This window comes from Aequorivita vitellina (assembly GCF_022008365.1).
Lineage (GTDB): Bacteria > Bacteroidota > Bacteroidia > Flavobacteriales > Flavobacteriaceae > Aequorivita > Aequorivita vitellina.
This window is the reverse complement of record NZ_JAIRBA010000032.1, coordinates 13,878-33,041: the sequence shown is the minus strand read 5'-3', so window position 1 is coordinate 33,041 and position 19,164 is coordinate 13,878. Positions and strand designations below refer to the sequence as shown.

General features: G+C 36.7%; 13 protein-coding genes. 1 reads left to right on the top strand and 12 read right to left on the bottom strand.

Going from position 1 to position 19,164, the window contains the following annotated elements:
• Positions 1 to 55: 55 nt before the first annotated feature.
• On the bottom strand, positions 56 to 1,267 hold the full coding sequence (locus K8089_RS13760; RefSeq protein ID WP_237603877.1) for an OmpH family outer membrane protein: 1,212 nt from the start codon (positions 1,265 to 1,267) through the stop codon (positions 56 to 58).
• 547 nt (positions 1,268 to 1,814) lie between these two features.
• On the opposite strand from K8089_RS13760, the gene K8089_RS13755 reads away from it, so the two are divergent.
• Positions 1,815 to 2,459: a DUF6266 family protein gene (locus K8089_RS13755; protein WP_237603876.1), complete on the top strand. Its 645-nt coding sequence runs from the start codon at positions 1,815 to 1,817 to the stop codon at positions 2,457 to 2,459.
• Between the two features lie 127 nt (positions 2,460 to 2,586).
• Here K8089_RS13755 and K8089_RS13750 read toward each other — a convergent pair whose 3' ends face one another.
• The 11 genes from K8089_RS13750 to K8089_RS13700 all read right to left on the bottom strand — a co-directional run bounded on the left by K8089_RS13750 (position 2,587) and on the right by K8089_RS13700 (position 18,923).
• Positions 2,587 to 2,823 carry a helix-turn-helix transcriptional regulator gene (locus K8089_RS13750; protein ID WP_237603875.1) on the bottom strand — a complete coding sequence of 79 codons (237 nt, stop codon included), beginning with the start codon at positions 2,821 to 2,823 and terminating at the stop codon, positions 2,587 to 2,589.
• 249 nt (positions 2,824 to 3,072) lie between these two features.
• Positions 3,073 to 3,771 carry a M48 family metallopeptidase gene (locus tag K8089_RS13745; protein WP_237603874.1) on the bottom strand — a complete coding sequence of 233 codons (699 nt, stop codon included), beginning with the start codon at positions 3,769 to 3,771 and terminating at the stop codon, positions 3,073 to 3,075.
• Complete coding sequence (locus tag K8089_RS13740; RefSeq protein WP_237603873.1) at positions 3,771 to 6,902, bottom strand: type I restriction endonuclease subunit R; 3,132 nt, start codon at positions 6,900 to 6,902, stop codon at positions 3,771 to 3,773. Before K8089_RS13740 ends, K8089_RS13745 begins: the two co-directional genes overlap by 1 nt.
• Before the next feature lie 146 nt (positions 6,903 to 7,048).
• Positions 7,049 to 9,010, bottom strand: coding sequence for a hypothetical protein (locus tag K8089_RS13735; RefSeq protein ID WP_237603872.1), 1,962 nt, complete (start codon positions 9,008 to 9,010; stop codon positions 7,049 to 7,051).
• 305 nt (positions 9,011 to 9,315) lie between these two features.
• Positions 9,316 to 10,683, bottom strand: coding sequence for a restriction endonuclease subunit S (locus K8089_RS13730; protein ID WP_237603871.1), 1,368 nt, complete (start codon positions 10,681 to 10,683; stop codon positions 9,316 to 9,318).
• Positions 10,673 to 12,034 (bottom strand): Fic family protein, encoded by a 1,362-nt coding sequence (locus K8089_RS13725; RefSeq protein ID WP_237603870.1) that lies wholly within the window; start codon positions 12,032 to 12,034, stop codon positions 10,673 to 10,675. The genes K8089_RS13730 and K8089_RS13725 overlap by 11 nt, the downstream gene beginning before the upstream one ends.
• An 81-nt stretch (positions 12,035 to 12,115) precedes the next feature.
• Positions 12,116 to 13,657: a nucleotidyltransferase gene (locus K8089_RS13720; RefSeq protein ID WP_237603869.1), complete on the bottom strand. Its 1,542-nt coding sequence runs from the start codon at positions 13,655 to 13,657 to the stop codon at positions 12,116 to 12,118.
• 12 nt (positions 13,658 to 13,669) lie between these two features.
• Positions 13,670 to 14,818, bottom strand: a complete 1,149-nt coding sequence (locus K8089_RS13715) for an SAVED domain-containing protein (RefSeq protein ID WP_237603868.1) — start codon at positions 14,816 to 14,818, stop codon at positions 13,670 to 13,672.
• The gene (locus K8089_RS13710) at positions 14,815 to 16,323 is read right to left on the bottom strand and encodes a type I restriction-modification system subunit M (RefSeq protein ID WP_237603867.1); all 1,509 of its coding nucleotides are present in this window, start codon (positions 16,321 to 16,323) and stop codon (positions 14,815 to 14,817) included. The genes K8089_RS13715 and K8089_RS13710 overlap by 4 nt, the downstream gene beginning before the upstream one ends.
• A gap of 11 nt (positions 16,324 to 16,334) precedes the next feature.
• Positions 16,335 to 16,925: a restriction endonuclease subunit S gene (locus K8089_RS13705; protein ID WP_237603866.1), complete on the bottom strand. Its 591-nt coding sequence runs from the start codon at positions 16,923 to 16,925 to the stop codon at positions 16,335 to 16,337.
• A gap of 276 nt (positions 16,926 to 17,201) precedes the next feature.
• On the bottom strand, positions 17,202 to 18,923 hold the full coding sequence (locus K8089_RS13700) for a T9SS type A sorting domain-containing protein (protein WP_237603865.1): 1,722 nt from the start codon (positions 18,921 to 18,923) through the stop codon (positions 17,202 to 17,204).
• Between the last annotated feature and the right edge of the window lie 241 nt (positions 18,924 to 19,164).

The following is a 19,164-nucleotide window of genomic DNA, read 5'->3' as shown; positions in this document are numbered from 1 at the left end:
TTTGGTTAAACACTAAATCCGCTATTGCGTTTATACTCGTGTTGTGCATAGTGCTTTATCCTTTAAGTTTAGAAATTGCACTCAATATTTTTTCAAAAGCAGGAATTGATAAACCTTCTTCTTTTGTGTCTAAAAAATCGTTATTCCTATTGTTTCCAAAGTATTTTTCTACTAACTTTTCCTTTATAATCTGCTTTTTGTCATCTGAAAGACCTTCAATAAATGGATTAATTGAGGCTAACTCTAGTTCTGCATTTCGGTTTATAGTTTCTAATTTCCGATGCTTGGATGACTCACGTGCTGCATAGGTGGCTGGATAAGATAATGCAGCTGCCGCAATAAGTCTTATAAGTGATTTGGTCCAATTAAATCCTTCTGAACTTAAATCAATAATGGTCCATACCAATAGAATGGAGAAAATTGACATAAATACAATTGCCGTAACTCGCCAAAAGTTAGCACTCTTTTTGTGACTGTTTGCTATATTCTGATAATTGCCTGTAATTCCAACGTTTCCAATTAGATTAACTAATTTTTTTGCCTCTGAAAGTTTGGTTTCCAATTTTGAAATTAAAGTTGAAGTATCTGTATCGATACTGTTTTTTAATTCGTCAATTTCTTTTTTAAATTGTTCTTTGGATTTATCTATTTCGGCACGATATGTTTTTTTGTCGTTTTCAAAATTTTGATTGTGTTCTGATTTGATGTTATTAAAATCAGTTTGAAAAGTAGAATTCAGATTTTGGATCTCTGTTTCTTTACCTTCAATAAGTTTAATCAATCTTTGAATTTCAGTTTCTTTGGTTGTTAAATCTGTTTTGAAATTAGTGAGTTCAGCTTGAAGTTCGTCTTTTTCTTTTTCTAAAGATTTGTATTTACTTTTAGCTATTTTTTCAAATTCCGCAATTTTACGTGAAAAATTAAAATCAGCTTTCGCTACTGGGATTGGAAAATTTTTAATTCTATTTATTGCAGCAATAAAATTATTTGTCGCATTTGTAAGATGTCCAGCATTAGTGTTCCCTAAAAAGCTATTGATTTGAGAAATTCCTGCGTCTAATTCTGTACTTAAAGAGTCTAATTCGGTCTGTTGTATTAAATCAGGAATTGTTAATTTAACTCGTTGATTTATATATGAAAATACAGTTTGAAAATAAGATAGCTTTTCAAGGTCAATTTTTTCTTTTACTTCCTCATTCTCCAAAATTTCTTTTAATGAATTCAGTCTGTCAAAAATAGTATGATTATCGAAATTTTCTGATGTCATTTTATTGATTTTGGTTAGTTTTTTGCATTTTGCACAACTAGTGAATATACAACATAACTATTACAATAGCCCACACATATACACCTCAGTTTTCTAAGTTTTTTAAAACAACCCCCAGCAAGCCATAGCCTGCGCAGCGGTTTAAATTAAGAGGGGAGAATAAAGCCGAAGCTTCAATCAAATATATTAAAACTTTTTATTTCTTTAACAAATTTCATATAGAAAAATTAACATTTACACTATAATCAATCCGAAAGCCTAATAAAATGGATCCACTTCACCACCCTTTCCCCAAATGCTACCCCCCTCCTACTCATCTTCGCAAAAACCCTCGTTTTGGAGAGCACAGCTGAACAGGAACAAAACAACACCCGAAGAAAACCTCATTAAAACTGCGTTAATGTGTTGATTGGTGTTAATTCGTTTTAATTGGGTTTAATTTGTGTTAATCTGTTTTGATTTGTGCTATCTATTTGGATAACAACGTATTACATAATACTTTAGCCTTGACGTTTTTAACTGAATATTAATTTAAATCTTTAAAACTATGGGAAGCTATAGAAAAGGTATCCTAGGTCCCTTTAGAGGGAAGGTTGGTAATGTAATCGGGTATTCCTGGAGAGGGAAAGACCTAATGCGAGGCCTACCAAAAGAGAGCTCAGTTGCTGCAACGGAAGCGCAACTGGAACAACGTGCAAAATTTAGCACGGTTATTAAATTTTTAAGACCTATTAAAAACATAGTAGGTACTTATTTTGGGAAGGAACAAGGCACAAAGTCGCCGTTTAACTTGGCAACGGGTTATCACCTTAAGGAGGCACTATTACCAGGTACAGATGACACTTGGTTAATAGACTACCCCAAAGTGTTGATAAGCCGTGGCGTGCTGCGCGGGGTTGACAACCCGGCTGTAGCCGCTGGCGGGGCAGGCGAAATTAACCTAAGCTGGACCGACAACAGCGGACAAGGCTCTGCAGACGCTACCGATAAAATGATAGCGGTAGTGTTTTGTACCGAAATGGCGGAGTTTGTGGAGTTTAATCCGCAAGGTACCCGTGCCGATGGCGCGGCTGTACTTAAAGTTCCGCTTTATTTAAGTGGCACTCTTGCAGAAGTCTGGATGACTTTTGTAACGGAAAATGGGAAGCAGGTTGCCATTAGCAGCTATGCCGGTTCAGTTACCGTGCCTTAAAGTTCGCTTTAAGCAATAAGCGACTTTCTTTAAGCTATAGGTATATAGTTTAAAGCGATGCCAAAAAACCGATTGTAGTGTTTCACACGCTATGGTTGGTTTTTTTTATGGAAGTTACTTTACAGTTTTATTCCGCACCATCAAGTTCTGGAAGCCTGCCCGCAGTACGGTATAGCATTTCTACAATTACTTCTTTGATGTAGAAATTGATACTTCCCATTTTTTTAAATGGAATTATACCCTTCTGGCGCCATCGATAGAGGCAAGATCTGCTGATCCCAAATAACTTCATAACATCTTCATCTCTTAATAAATGAATGTCCGCTAGGTCTTTTGACCTATTTTTCTTAGGTTTTTTAGACATTTTGGATAATTTAAAGGTTAAAGGTTACTGGGGAGATAATTTAGACTACTAATATAAAAAAACATTGAAAAAAATGAAACTTTTTTTTTGGGGGTAGTTGAAGTGGCGGGGTTTGGAGGGTTTCTTTTTAGTGAGGTGGATTATTGGCTGGACACGAGCGGAACGACCGCGTCAACGGGTGTAGTACAGACGATATAGCCTATGCCTCTTTTACAGAGCATTATTAGTTTTAATTTCTAAACGTTTACACTACGCCATCAACCTTTCTAACCGCTCCTTCCACCGTTCCCATCTAGGCATCTTCTCTGCCAGCAATTTGTAAAACTCCTTGTTATGGGCGGGAATAAGTAAATGACACAACTCATGGGTTATTACGTATTCAATACATTTGGTATTGGCTTTAATCAACTCTGGATTTAAGATAATCTTCCCTTCTGGGGTACAGCTCCCCCATCGTTTCTTCATTCGTTTTATTTCAAAAGAACTAGCTTCGATCTTTTCCTGTTTAAATTTTTGAACAGTCAACTCCATAAGCTGTTCAAATTTCCGTTTGGCGAGCCTGTAATACCAAGAAGCCAACATCTTTTTAACCTTGTCTTGACTAGGCGAAATAAGTGTAACCACTATTTTACCCCCCGTAAGCTTGACGGTGTTTTTAACACCTTGTTCAACCTTTAGCAAATAGCGTTTTCCAAGATAATAATGTGTTTCTCCAGATACATATTCCCGTATAGGAGTAGCGGGAAGGAAAGTCTCAAAATATGCCTGCTGTTTAACAATCCATTTACCACGGTGCACTACCCTACCCTTCAGCTCCTTTAAAGTGGAGTCTTTGGGGGCTATTAATTGAACACTGCTATCTGGATGGACTTCAATAGCCAAGGTTTTTCGAGTGGTCCTGGTTATTTTAAAGTTAATGGTCTTAGACCCGTATTCCACACTCTCCATTAAAAATTATTTTTAGCAACTTTTAAACATTTGGCGAGGATGCTATCTATTTCATCAAAATTAATGGAAACCCCTAAGTCTTTACGATGCTCCATTAAATAATCTTCTATTGCATTTTCCATTTTGTTCTGGATGTCTAAATTCTTTTTCCAATCCCGTATCGTCAATTTTTCAATAATCTTGGTGATATCGATTCCTGCAATTGCCAGTTTTTCCTGAATCCCATCAGTAACCTCCTTACCGTGTCTTTCATTTATTACTTGTGCAATAGCCCCAAAAATTGCTCTTGCTTCTGGGCGGTCTTTTACTAAGACCGGAATACCTTCTTGATAGCCTTTATCAAAATCATTGCGAATTTTATTGATACTTTCTAAGTAATCTTTTTCACTTAATCGGCCTTCATGGAAATCATTTATAGTCTGTTCAATAAGGTCTGAGAATTTTTTATAATACGCCTCGTCCTTTTCCATGTTTTCGGTAATCACCTTTTTCATGCGGTGGGCAATAAAATCTGCTTTTGATGCCGGGGTTTTACCATAGGTTTCCAAAGCTTCTTCAACCATATTCTTATCGAATATATTAACGTCTTTGGTAATTTCCATTATCTCATAGGCGTTTACGTAGTTGTCTAATAATTTCTTTACTCTAGGTTCGTACTCTCTATAAGAAACGGCTTCGGCATAGCGATACATTACTGAAACCCGCAAACTTTGCAGTTTTTTAAGCTCGGCTTTATAAAAGGCTATTTGTTGGGTAGTGAATTCTTCATAAAATGTATCTGAAGCCATAGCTACTTGTAGCGTTCTTGCAAATTGCGACAGGGCTTCATAAAATTGATCACGCACGTCTTTTTGTGCAATGCAACGTTCAAGTGCCTCTATATCTTCTTTATTTTTAACCTCTTTAAAAATATCCCAAACCTCAGCGTGGTGGATGGGTACTTTGCGCACCTCTTCGCTCATATCTTCCACGGCATTCAACAAATCATCTTCCTCAAAATCTTCCAAGGCGCTGTATTCGGTCAAGGCTTCGTCCAGTTTTCCCAATACGCCCACATAATCAATAATATAACCGTATTCCTTTCCTTTAAACAAACGGTTCACCCTCGCTATGGCCTGTAACAGATTATGGCCTTTTAGAGGTTTTGCCAAATAGAGCAAGGTGTTAACCGGTGCATCAAAACCAGTTAATAGTTTGCTTACCACAATAATCATTTCCACTTCGGTATCTTCGGGGTCGATAAACTTGTTCACTACATAATTTTCGTATGTATCTTGATCGCGGAACTGTTTCATCAGTCCCTCCCAATAATTTCTGGAATCTGAACTCGACTCCTGCCATACATCTTCGTTGTCCTTGCGGCTGTCCGGTGGGGTAAAAACCACACGAGTATTTATTTTTAACGCGGGATCTGTTTGGGTTTCAAAATACTTTTGGTATTTAATGGCTACATCAATCTTTGGCACTGCCAACTGTGCTTTTGCCATTGTGCCCTGCCAGTTTGCTGTGTAGTGTTTTGATATATCGTACCCTATTTCCTCTACTACGCTATCTGATTCATAGATTTTTGAGATGGAGGAGAACTTCCTTTTTAAATCTTTTTGCGCTTCTTCGCCCAATGGCTTTGCCAAACGCTCAAAACCTTTGTCTATTTGTTCTTTATTTATTTTCAATTTGGCGGAACGGCCTTCATATAACAATGGTAAAACCGCACCATCTTTTACAGCTTGGTCTATGGTGTATTTATGGATAAAGCCGCCAAACTTACGCGCGGTGCTTTTCTCGGTTTTCATCAACGGTGTACCCGTAAACCCAATGTAGGAGGCGTTGGGCAAAATCTTTTTCATACTGGCGTGGGCAGTTCCGTAATTGCTACGGTGACTTTCGTCCACCAGCACAAAGATGTTTTGGGAGTCTTTTAATTTTACCCTGTTTGAAGCAACCTGAAACTTATCTATAATAGTTGTTATTACTTCATTACCCCTGTCTTTTAAAAGTTCGGTTAAGTGGTTGCCGCTTTGGGCTTTTTGTACTTTTTTGCCGCAATTTTGAAAGGTTTTGTATATCTGCTTGTCCAAGCTTATTCTATCCGTAACTATTACTACACGCGGATTTGGTATTTCAGAGTCCAGTGCCAAGGCTTTTGAGAGCATTACCATAGTTAGGGACTTGCCGCTACCTGTGGTATGCCAGATTACTCCCCCTTTTCGGTTGTGGTTGCTGTCCTTTTGTTTTACCCGCTCCATAGTGTCCTGCACGGCAAAATACTGTTGGTACCTGCCTATTTTTTTTATGGGGCCATCAAAGACTATGTATTTATAGGCGAGTTCCATCACTCTTTTAGGGCTGCAAAGCGAAACCAAACTTTTATCTTGTTGGGTGGGTAATCTGTCTTCGGCAGGAAGGTTCTCTAATGCTGTTTTAAGTAGTTTTTTTACTTTTTTCTCATTGTCCTCTTTCCACACGCTCCAAAACTTGGCAGGGGTGCCCGTGGTGGCGTATTTTACTTCGTTTGGCTGAACTGCCATCAACAGTTGCGAAAAGTAAAACAAACGTGGAATACCGCCCTCCTTGCGTTGGTTGCGCAGCATTTGGGAGATAGCTTCGTCTATGGATTCGTTTTTGTCCCTGCGTTTGTTTTCAATGATTACAAAGGGAATGCCGTTTACAAACAGCACCAAGTCTGGGCGGCGTTTGCCTTTTATGCCCTCCACCTCAAACTCCTCGGTAACGTGGAAACTGTTGTTTTCTATATTTTCCCAATCAATGTATTTAAGTGTAAAACCTTTGCTGTCGCCTTGTATGGTTTCGGTAAAGCTTTTGCCTAAGGTGAGCAGGTCGTACACTTTTTCGTTGGTGCGGGAAAGGCCTTCGTCTGGCACCGACTTTAGGGCATTGATGGCCGCTTGTATGTTGCCCGTGGAAAATTTATAGTTGTCGCCTTTATATTCAAAACTGTTTATTTTGCTCAGTTGGTCTGCCAATATGTTTTCCAGCAACACCCCTGTAAACAGCCCATCCCGTTCCGCAATGGTTTGGTCTGGAGCAATATAATGCCAGCCCATTTTTTGGAGGAGGTTTAGGGCTGGGGTTTGGGAGTCTTGGGATTCGGTGTAGTTTGATACGGCCATGTGTTCTGTGTTATTTTTCGTTTTGGGATATTTAATATGTTTTTGAGGAAACTCTTATCCGCTCTGATTTCTTAAACTGGCACCGCACTTTTATTTATGTTTATTCTTTCGTTCCATTGGTTATAACCACGGTTAGCCGCTCGCTCTTAGTTTCTGTTTTTTATTGCATTCGAAATCTGTAAATCATCGTCTATTTTCAGCAAAGTCAAAACAACCAACTTTAAGTACGTGAAATACGCATACTCATGTTTCTGAATTTCCTCTGGGTCCGCTTGTGTTCCGTGTAAGTAACTGTTTCTTAAATCCAGTCCATTGGTAAACTCACTTTTGTTTAAAAAATAGTTGAAATAGGATTGTTCAGTTTTTGAAAATAATGAACTCTCAAAGAAAACTATATTTTCATTTGCCATTTGAAAAGCTTCTTTTTGAAACTCTAAAGGATAGCGATAGAAAGATGCAAATTCGTTGTCGTAAAGGTCTTTTAATATAAATAGTCGTGCTGGGTTTATAATTTGAATAAAGCCCTCATCATCAGTTTTAATAAATCCCCTATCAAATAAATAATTCAATTGTGATTTTTGGTGTTGCTCATAATTGTTGAAATCTACTTGTTCGTTTACAAGCAAGTCAAAAAAAGTATGGTATTTTTCTTCTTTAAATGGTTCAACAAAAGCGAGAAGCGTTTGGTCTGAAAAAAATAAATTCGAACAACCAACCATTTCTTGATTGTCATTATTAAAATAGATGTATTTATTTCGATTAAGGCTTGGAATACTTTTAATTGTGGTTGGTGATGATGATATCTGCAAAAGTTCAAAGTCTATTTCTCCATCTTCAACATAAAGTTTGAATTGTTTTAAAATTGATTCAAATTCAGGTGCCAACAATTTTACCTTTTCAAAGTTTGAATTATTTGCAGTAGAAATTAAAAAACGAGCGTTGTCTGCAAAACTGTATCTTTCTTGAAAAGCCTTAGTAAAAGCAAAATGTAAAATATTTTCTATGGAGGTGTTTAATTCATTAACAATTTTATTGTAACCATAAATCTGACCACGAGATGTCATTTCAGATAAGGAAAACCCGGAACCAACTTTATATTCATTTTGGGAATTAACACCCATAATTTTTTCAAATAAACCCAATTGGCTTTTCTTGCTCACAAGATTTATTCTATTTTGATTGTCAATAAATTCAAACAAAAATTTGAAATTTTGAAATAGCAGGTATGGGTGATTATTGTTTTTGATGAAGTCCAAACTATATGTATAGTTAACTACAAGATCATCGTCAATGCGACCATCTTTTATTTTACTTGCGTTTTCTGGAAAGCTAATAGAAACACCATAAGACATCCCTCCTTGGTCAGCAAAGAACTTTTCTGTTTCCTTTTTATGCAACCGTTTTGCTTTTAACCTTGTTTTTTCTGAAATTTTGAAATCGTTTCTGTTCCTTACATTTTCAATTAAGCCTATGTAATTTAAGTTAGTTTCTGCTGAATCTAAATATTTTGAAATTATATTTTCTTTGTCCGCAATATTCAGGCTTTTAGGAATAAACTTTTGATTTTTATTAAATTCATCTTCTGCTTCATAAACTGAAAGCAAAATCTCGGCAGATGTAGGATAGTTTAATAAAAAAAGTTTGAGTTCTTTATCATAATAATTAACTATTCCTTTGTGAGTTAAAATTTCGTGTATCAAGTGTGGTTCATCCTCTAAAATTTTGCTAAAATTTGGTTTTGAAATTCTTTTAAAAAGGGAATGAGAACTTACTATTTCCCAAAATGAATGAATATAACCGTGTAATGTTTGTCTATAAGTTTCAATGACATTTTCGTCGTTTATGGTTGAAAAGAACTTTCCAACTATTTTGCCATATTCTATCGCTTTTTCTTTGAAATCATCAGTTTCTTTTTGCGTCCAACTTCTTAAATACAACTCATTGTCAAAGTATTTTTTTAGGTTGTGAAGCTCTAAAACATCATTGATGTCAGTATAGTTAGATTTAATTTCAGTTTTTAAAATATGTTCTCCTTTTGACAGTTGATGTCCCCCTGCCATATCTTCTTTAGAATAAAAATGAACTCTATTTAAATCGTGTTTATGCATATTGCTATGTAGTTTTTTAGGATTATACTAAAAGTATTTCTACTAACACATCTATCGGACAAATAGGAGCTAATAACCATAACATGTCCAATAGAATGTCCAATAGGATGGGCTGTTTGTTTATCTCAAGGATTTTATAAGTTCTCCATATTCTTTTTTTACTGTTAAAAGCATTGTTTTTAGGGTGATTATTGCTAAATTTGTCATAGTAAAAAGGATTGGGCTTTTCCCGGTCGACAAGAAACCTAAGTGATATGCTTAGGTTTTTTGTTTTTTATGGAAATACCTTTATCATAAATTATTTTTTATATTTTAACCCGCACCGCCCCAGTCAACAACCGCTGCATCAACCCCCGCTTCTGCCCTTGCAGCTGTGCAAGTTCACTTTGCAATAAGCCTATCTCTTTATCCGCAGCGCTTAAAACGGAAGCTATTTTTTGTTGTTCTATCAATGAAGGATATGTCATTTTGAAAGTCGCAATTTGTTTTTGCGAAATCATCGGAACTCCTGTGCTTCCAGTTTCGGACATAATTAGATTTTGGCTAAAATCTGAACATAAAAAATAATAAATATACTTTACGGATATATTATCATTTTTAGGTCTTAAGATTGCCATGCTTGGATTAATAGTAGCTTTGCCTATTTCCTCCTCAATCAGTGCTATTTTACCAAGTGAACCTCTTTGTACAATAAGCAAGTCATTAATTTTTATCATTATTTCAGGTGATTCTTCATATTTTTCAATTGATAGATATGTTGGATCACTTAAATTTAATAACTGATTATTTACATGTTTGGCACCAATTACAATTGGCCCTTCTTCTCGCAAGTCTTCTTTTTTGTATCCTTTCCATCCAACTCTTCCCTGAATTGTAAATATGTCGCCTAATTTCGACGTTTTAAAATCCCCCTCAAACCCTTCAAACCGTTTCTTCCCCGTCAACAACAATTGCATCAAACCTTTTTTAAACTTTTGCTTTGCGACAATAAGTTGTTGTTGTTTTGCAATTGCGTTATCCCAGGTGGAAAGGATGGTGGCTATTTTTTGTTGTTCGGGGAGGGGTGGCAAGACTATTCTAAATTTCTGGATATTCCCTTTTGAGATACCGTAAACTTTACTTCCTGTTGCAATTGTTTTGAGCGCTTTCTTAACTAAGAGGTTTCTAAAAATATAGACCCTAAAATCTTCGGCAGTCTTATTGGTTTTATCCCTAAAAGCAAAAGTGTGTAAACCGCTTGTTACCTTTTTGCCGTTTATATTTTTGAGCTCAATAGCTTCACCCACACCTTCATAATCCTCCGAAGCATCTGCAATAACCAAATCGCCGTCTTTTAAGAAATCTGTATTTACTGATAAAACAATATCCTTGTTTATCTTCGGAACTCGGTTTTCATTATCAAAATCTAAAATGGGTTGTTTATAGGTTGCATGAATGTCGCCGTAGTGGATATTAAAAACACCTTCTTCATCTTCATAATTTAATTGATTTCTTGATAGCGAATTCGTACTTAAAAAATCAAACACTTCATCGATTCGTGGGGTTTCCCACTTCTCAGGTATCCAGCCAAGTTTGGTGTTTTTATAGCCCGAGCGCTCCTCCATTTTAATAGGGTCGCAAGTTTGAGTACTGGCAAGGCTGCTGTTTATCTCAACGTTCTGTCTATCGGTCATTATTAAGATTTTCGAGATTATATTCTATTTTATCCAGTACATATTTAAAATAGTTTTTTGCAATTTGCTTTATATCGGTTTTGGAAAGCGCCTGATGATAAAGCTTGCCAATCAAATTTTTATCATTGCTTCCTTCATAAGTAATAATATATTTACTATCCTCAAATTTTAAAACCAATTCCCAATAAACATCAAATGCTTTTAATCCCGCTTTTTTATATTGAAGGTGACTCATAGTTAGCCGAAATTCCTTTCGGTTTTTTGAAGTTGGTTCTGCAAAAACATTCATAATAGTATTGCCAATAGCAATCGGGGGTTTTTGTTTAACACCTGTTTGGTCTACGCGCGTTTCTATATAATTATCCGCAAAAAGTGGCTCCAATTTTATAAACTGGTCATAAATAGCGTGTGCCAAAGCATTAATTACTGAAGAAACAAAACTATTTATGTTTATATCTTTTTTGTGCAAACGCACAATATTTTCCGCATCGGTTTCGGAGATTCTTTTTAGCATTTCTAAACGTTTATCAAGATCATCTTCTTCCTCGATGTCCTCTCCTTTTGCAGCCTTAAGCAAAAGCATTAAAGACCTATGTTCCAAACCTACCATATGGAAATACATCAATTCTTTATCACCTCCATAGGCTTGTATGTCTGCCAAATATTGATAGTAAGCCTGTTTGCTATTATCGGTTATTATTATTGGCGGATACCCACAAGCAATTAAAATAAGATTCATTAAGATACGGGCTGTACGACCATTACCGTCAAAAAACGGGTGTATGGTTACAAAGCCTAAGTGAAAATCGGCCGCAATAATAAGTGGGTGCTGTGCTTCCTTTTTCCCTGCAAAATAAGCATCCAACTGTGCATTGGTTTTATTTAAAAGCTCGTGCATTTCATCTGCCACATCTGCTGGGGCGGTGAAGCTTATTTTTTCGCCTTTATAATTGATGATTTCATTGGGTGCAGTTTTCCATTTGCCTATTTGTTTGTTTTTGCCGGCATCGTCGGTTTCCTTAAGTATGGCCTTATGGATTTCCTTGATTCTTTTTTCGGAAATACGCACTTCGCCTTTGCCCATTCTTAATATCTCGCGCACCACTTCATCGTGGCCGTTCATTTCCATAACGTCTTTAATAGGTTTTCCGTCAACGGTTATGTTACCCACCATCACGCTACGGGTTTCTTCGCGTGTAAGAGTGCCACCTTCCATACGGTTGCTATAGTAGTTCCAGTCTAGCCGGAACTTATAGTTTATCTTTTGAAGCACCTCTTTTGGGAGTTTGCCCAGGTCGCCTATTTCGGACTTTAGTTCCGTGAGTCTTTCTAAAATTTGTTTTAGTTCCATCTTTCAATGTTCTATTAAATTATTTATACAAAATTTTTCTTTAGATAGTGTATTATCATTTTTTCTTCACACAAAGTAATCTCATTTTATATTCACAAAAAACTCCGAACTTCTAGCTACACAAAAACCATCTTTCACAATAAAACATTCAATCCAATGTAAACCTTCGTACATAGTATCTTCCCAATGCCTTAGTCCCCCTACCCCAAAGTTTACTGATGGAAAAATGTTACCTCTTAATTGTCCCCGAACCTTAGCTTCTTCCCCATTGTTCACTACTTGCCAATAAACATTAAATGGTTTTTTAACATCAGTTATAGCATTAAAGAAGATTTTGCACCCTTTTGGGACAACAGTATTTCCCGTAACTGTAATTCTTGCTCCGTTTAATGGGTTTTTGTAATAAGCATGAATTTGGCAATTATATTGTTTATATATTGGCCAAAGAGGTTTCTGTCTATGCGTTACCGACAATAATGATGAATTATAATTTACAGGTTTATAATTTTCTGAAATAATCATTTCAAACCCTAATTCCTTAACAGCTTCATTTACCGCGCGGGTTCCTAAAACTTCTTTTAAGTAATTATAGGCCCTTGTTAAATCCATATCCTTAATACTTCCAAAATCGGTCTTTGCTTTTTCCAGCCAATCATAAAATTTTGTTTGCTTTTCAGGTTCAAGTGGCCATCTGTCAGCAAAATTCTCCTCTTCATAATTAACAGGATTTCCAATCCATTTTATTTCTTTTTGATGTTCTTGGCTGTAAACATCTTCTATAAAATTTTCCATTTTGTCAAGGACATTTAAAAGTCCTTGCAAAATATCAGTTTCCTTTTCATAGGCCTTCGCTGCCAATGTTGTAATTATTATGGATATAGGTTTTTCACAATCGTCTTCCCCAAACATAATGTCTCTATGTCTTTTTAAGATTTGGACAATTCGAATTAAAGGTTCCTTATCTTTTGAATATTCAGGTAATGGCTCAACATTTTCACTTAAAACAACATTCTTTAAAAAAGCGAGACTTGCCCTATTCTTCAACCATTTTGCATAGCCAAAAGGGTTTGATTTAGGCCAATTTTGCGTATTCGGATCCCATTTATAATTAATCCGATTTCTATCCGTCATTCTTATTGCAAGTTCATCCACTTGTGCTACTGCCAGCCCTGTATAGCTTTTTTCAAACAAAGTATAATGCTCCTGCCCTACAAGGGCGGGAAGTATGTCTAAATGAAATGCGCCACTGTAAACAATTGTCCAACAACGATTACCTTCTTCATCAAGCATTGGTTCATAAACTTTGCTTTCCTTTATTCGGTCACCGACAGCTTGTTTAAGATGTACTTGTGCCCAACTATCCATTTTACCCTTCAATCGGCAAACTAAATCTACATCGAGTTCATCTGTTTCAAAAATAGGGCGAATCATTGTCCCATAAAGAAAAGAACCTTGCGGTTTAATATCGGGTTTAAATTTACTTAAGGGTGAATCATCTGCCGCTAAATGATTCGATACTGCCGTATATCGGTCAACAACTTCTTTATATTGAGCTTCCGTAATATCAAGAACGGTGGCTATTTGTTCTAAAAAAAGTTGTAAATGTTTGGTGGTTGTAATCATATTTAAAAATTATTAAATTGTCAGGGCTTTATAGAATCCATTCCTGTTATTATTCTGGTCATAAATTATAAGTGGTAAATCTACTTTGGGCATCCATACTCTTCCAGCTTCTATTGCACAGGAATTAGGCATCACAGGAAATAAGTGGATTTCTGAATCTTGGCCATAAATCTTTCTTATATTACTGAACGCATTCCTTACTTGGTTTTTAAATTTCTCCAAGGTTTCTTTATTTTTTAAGATATTTCGGTTTGGTTCGGGAACTGTGATTTCCCATATAGAAACATCCGCCCCAAGTACTTTATGTATCCTCTCATAATTAACCTTATCACTCAAACTAATTATTAATGCCACTTTGGTTTTTATAGCTTGCGGCTCCAATAATTTTACGTCAATATTATACATATCATTTTGCCATTTCCATGTTTGCTTAGGCTCTCTATGTGATTGATATATTTCAGCAACAGCAAGTTCTGATAAAAGCGTGCCTAACTTAATAAGAAGTGGTTGAGGAGCGATTCCGAAAACTGAGAAGTGATTTACTCCTTTATCCAAAAGTGGGCGTACTTTTTGATTAAAGGCTTCTTCAAGTTGTTGATTTTGAAATATCCAGAAATCATCCATATCATCCGAAATTGTATTAAATCCCATACCAATTTCAATGGGGTTGTCTGATACTGGAAAATATTCTGGTATTATTGCTGCTGAAGCTTCTTTAAATGTAATTGTGGGCAGAAAAGCTCCAATTTTACAGGTATAGAACAATAAATGACTTTTCTTTTCTTCTTGAAGACCTGTTAATAACTCAATACGTAGCTCATGGTCTTTTTTCATCTTTATGAGTATTTGCTTCGGATGCCCATTTAATTGTGCTTTATCAATTCTATTATGACATTCATCACAGAGTAAAAGGAGATTATCAAAACTTAATTCTAACTTTTCAGAAAGCACCTTTTCTCCACGAGGACCGTCATCCTTAGCAGCAATTATATGGGAAATATACGCTTTGTTCATATCGCGCTGCATAAGTTCATCCTTCCATAGAGGTTTATTACAATCTGTATATTGGCAGCGTCCTCCAGATTTTACCCATAATTTCCTCGCAATACCTCTGGGAACAGCTTTTCTAACTCTTTCAATGTTTTTTTTCGCTACACTCATAGCCCCAACTCTTTTAAATATCCTTCCATTTCTGCTTTTACAGCAACCAACTCCTGCTCCAACTGCTCAATTTCCTTTTTGGCGGCCTCCATATCAACAGGCTCCTCTTCTTCAAAGGTGTCCACATAGCGCGGAATGTTGAGGTTATAGTCGTTCTCTTTTATCTCATCCAGTGCCGCTATATGGCTATACTTAGGTATTTCTTTAAAACCTTGGTAGGCTGTTACTATTTTTTCTATGTCTTTTTTGCGCAGTCGGTTTTGTTTTTTGCCATCGTCAAATTCCTTACTGGCGTCAATAAACAAGGTATCGGTATTGGTTTTTGTTTTGTTGAAAATTAGGATGGCCGCAGGAATGCCCGTGCCAAAGAAAAGGTTGGGCGGTAAACCCACAACGGCTTCCAATAGATTTTCCTCAATAAGTGCCTGCCGTATTCTACCCTCACTACCTCCCCTAAACAATACGCCGTGGGGCACAATTACGCCCACGCGACCATCGGGCAAAGTGGTTTCAATCATATGCAGTATAAAGGCATAATCACCTTTAGATTTTGGAGGTATGCCTCGCAAATACCTTCTATGCCTATCAGCTTCCGCATTTTCATGCCCCCACTTATCCAATGAGAAAGGCGGATTTGCGACAACTACATCAAACTTCATTAAGCCATTGCCTTCCAATAATTGAGGGTTGTTTAAAGTGTCGCACCACTCTATACGTGCGGCATCCATTCCGTGGATAAAACAGTTCATCTTGCTCAAGGCCCAAGTGTCGCCATTGCTCTCTTGTCCATAAATTGCAAAGTCTTTCGATGGGTTGCCGTCTTTATCTTTTACTTCTTCTGCAACCTGTACCAAAAGTGAGGCTGATCCCGCGGTTGGGTCGAAGATACGAGCCCCTGCTTTGGGTGCAACCAACTTGGCTAAGAGTTGTGAAACTTCTTTTGGTGTAAAAAACTCACCGCCTTTTTTGCCAGCTCCTGATGCGAACTTTTCTAATAGATACATATAGGCTTCTCCCAAAACGTCTTGTTTGCCATCCCATAAGGAAGGACGAAAATCGAGCTCTGGCTTTGCAAAATCGTTAATTAGGTTAAGCAATCGGCGGTTTCGGTCTTTGGTCTGCCCCAATTTCTCAGAATTGAAACTGATGTTTCTAAAAACGCCGTCCAATTTTTCAATGTTCTTTTCCTCAATCTTGGAGAGTATCTTGTCTATTTTTTCACCAATATCAGAGTCATTTCTATGGTCGTATATATAATCATAGGTACAGTTATCAGGCAGCACAAAACGCTCGCGGTTTAGTTTGCGTTTTATTAATTCTTCATCATCTCCGTACTGTTTTTTGTATTCGTTATAATGATCTTTCCATACATCGCTCAAGTATTTAACGAACATAAAAACCAAGATATAGTTTTTGTATTCCGATGAATCAAAGGCACCTCGGAAGGTATCACACGCATTCCAAAGCATCTTATTTATCTGATCTTGACTGGGTCTTTCTTGCATTATTATATTTTTTAATTTATTGATTCTAAAAGCTGCGCTTCTAATAGTTGATTTCTTTTTTCTTTAAGTGACTTGTAAATATATTGTTCTTTTTGAGCAAGCATTGCCACTTTTGCGATCTTTATCTGGATTTCTAAAGGCGGTAACTGCAATGGAATATTTTCAACCACTTCTTTGTTGATACTTAAAGAATAGGTTCCTACAGCATATTCTTGAAAATACTGTTGAACCTTGCTTTTATTAATATACCAAGCCACAAAATTTGGCTCTGCCTTTAAGGCATCTACTTTAATTACATAAAACACCGAACTTGCAACTGACGGCAATACATCATCAAGTTCAAAAACAGTTGCAAAATTGTTAGCACCCTTTGAAATAAAAAGGATATCACCTTTTTCCAGATAGTATTTTTCCTTAACTTCAGCTGCGTCTATGAAAGTACAATCATTACCTATGGAAGTATATTCATTTTCCATATCTTTTAACTGCACAACACGCAAGTTACCTTTAGGAGAACCATTTATTTTTCCCCTAAAAGAATAACCGGAAGCAATGCCACCAGGCTTTATTATTGATTTTAATACAGTTTTCTTACTAGTCATACTATTACACACATAATTACTACGATGCAAATATAGTAGTATTTTGGGAGTAATTGCCATTAATTACAACATAATCGTTATACTGTATGTTTAACACGCTGTAATACCCAATATCTTAAAACATAATGGATTAATTTAATGCATTTGAAGATCAAAGTTTTACTGGATTTTGCATTTGTGGCAAATTAATCAGGGGTGGAATCTCTACCCATTTATTCCAACAAACATTTAAAAAGAGCATAAATGTCAGGTTGCAATTCCAGCTAAGCTGTGCTGCTATTGTTTTATAAATTTCTGGGAGCTCGTAGCATTTTCACTTTCTACATTAAGAAGGTAAACACCACTAGGTAAATGGCCTACATAAATAGGGTTTGATGTAAGCGAAATAGCTTTTACTAACTTTCCTGTAAGATCAGTTATGCTTATTGCTGCTTTTTGATCATTGTTTGGAAAAAGGAGATACAGGTTTTCGGTAACTGGATTGGGATAAAGCATGAAGTTTTTAATTTTTTCGGCGTCTTCAATGCCAGCGGTGTCTGAATTCAGTTTGGCAAGAAACAGATCGCAAGTATAGCCACCACTAAAGGAATTTGTTAAGGTAATAGCGTCAAAATTGATGGCAGGACTGAAAAAGGCGCCCGTCATAAATAGTTCCCCAGATGTATTAAGCGTTAAGGAAAGACCATAATCATCTCCTGTGCCCAGTATTTGTTTTGCCCAAACAAAGTTTCCTGTATTGTTTAGCTTTGAAACAAAGATTTCATCATTTCCCGGGGCATTTAAAAAATAGGTTGCTGAAGGGTCGGGATTAAAATCACAATTGCCTCTAAAATAGCCCGTGGTATATATATTTCCGAGAAGGTCCAGCGCTATGGAAAAGCCGTATTGGTAACTTGGGCCTCCCATTGCTTTTGCCCAAACAAAATTTCCTGAACTGTTTAATTTAGCTATAAAAATATCAAAGTCTCCTGCCGAATGCAGGTTGAAGATAGCAGCACCTGGGTCAAAATCAACGGTTTGTTGAAATGCGCCCGTTAAATAAATATCGCCAGTTCCCGTGGGGTCCAGCGCTATGGCCATGCCTTTGTTAAAACCTGGTCCGCCCAATTGCTTTGCCCATATAAAATCTCCCGAACTGTTTAATTTAGCTATAAAAACATCGTAATTGGCTACAGACGTTAAGTTGAAATTGGTTGTTGTGTCTGGATCAAAATCCACGGTACCGTCAAACCAGCCAACGGTGTAAATAGCGCCATTTTCATCTGGGTCTATAATTATTTGGCGGGTACTTTTTAGTCCTGTCCCCCCTATTTGCTTTGCCCAAACAAAGGCTCCATTAGTATCCAGTTTAAACACGAAGATATCTGTTTTATCACCAACAGAGCTTAGGTTAAAGACACCAACGTTGGGATTAAAGTCCACAGTGCCAATAAAATTCCCAGTAATGTAAACAGCTTCATTTGCAGATTGGTCTAGGGCTATTGACAGGCCGCTACAATAGCCTTGGCCGCCAATTTGTTTTGCCCAAACAAAATTCCCCAAAGCATCTAATTTGCACACAAATGCATTGTTGTTTTCTCCGATAGCAGTGAGATTGTAAACGCCACTTCCAGGATCAAAATCAGTTGTGCCTTTAAAACTACCTGAAATGTAAACACTTCCGGTTTCGCCAAGCACTAGGGTGTTTCCTTGTGTGGAATACGTACCGGTAAGCGCTTTTGCCCAAACAAGATTTCCCAAAGGGTCTATTTTGGAAACGAAGGCGCCAGTGCGACCCGTTGTTAGATTAAATACACCCGGACCTGGATCAAAATCTACCGTACCCTGAAAATAACCCGTAGTAAAAACATTTCCGGAGCCATCTACCGCAACATCATAACAATAATCGTAATTTATTGCACCCATAGATTTTGCCCATTCAAAAGTGGGGGTTTGCGCTAGCGCTCCGTAAAACGATGACACTAATACTGCGACTATATAAAGTGCATTTTTTATCATAAATAAATTTATAACTTTCAAAATGGGTGTAATAAAAATAATGTTTCCTATGGTATAAGTAGCCTTAGATGTATAGCTAATTTACCATGTTAGCTATAAACTTACGGCAATACTTTGGTTTACTATTAGTTACAATGGGCAAAGTGGGGAGAATAAAGCATAAGACTTCATTCCAAATTTACAAAAAAATGGAGTCGCGCGTTTCTTTTTTCACAACAATTCGATTAACGGAACCGAATAA